This is a genomic window from Herpetosiphon llansteffanensis (assembly GCF_003205875.1).
GTDB classification, from domain to species: Bacteria; Chloroflexota; Chloroflexia; order Chloroflexales; family Herpetosiphonaceae; genus Herpetosiphon; species Herpetosiphon llansteffanensis.
The window spans coordinates 1-392 of sequence record NZ_PUBZ01000063.1 but is presented as its reverse complement, the minus strand read 5'-3'; the positions used below and the strand labels follow the sequence as shown (position 1 = coordinate 392).

1 protein-coding gene is annotated in these 392 nt (G+C 39.0%); it reads left to right on the top strand.

Going from position 1 to position 392, the window contains the following annotated elements; translation table 11 throughout:
- Positions 1-2: 2 nt before the first annotated feature.
- Positions 3-392, top strand: a 390-nt coding sequence (locus C5S61_RS03890) for a primosomal protein N' family DNA-binding protein (protein WP_205701358.1), incomplete at its 3' end; no start/stop codon positions are given.

Genomic DNA, 392 nt, shown 5'->3' with positions numbered 1-392 from the left:
GTATGCGCGTAGCACAAGTTATAATTAACAGACCAGCCAAACAACTTCATAAACCTTTGAGCTATTTAATGCCTGAAAAGTTTGGTAATGTTTTACCTGGTACGCGCGTACTCATTCCTTTAGGACATAGTCGTGAAGAAGGCATTCTTATTGGTTACGACGAGTTAGTTGAGCCGCCAGAGTTCACTTTACGAAATATTGTGCAAGTATTAGATAGTGAACCTTGGTTTACACCGGAAATGATGGATACGGCTCGTCGTCTAAATGAGTATTATTTATTCTCTTATGGCGATGCATTGCGATTGTTTACAGTGAATAAGACATTAAAATCTTACGAGGCACCAAAGGAAGAATGGTTAGTAGTTATGCCAGAATTTTCGGTGGCACAATTT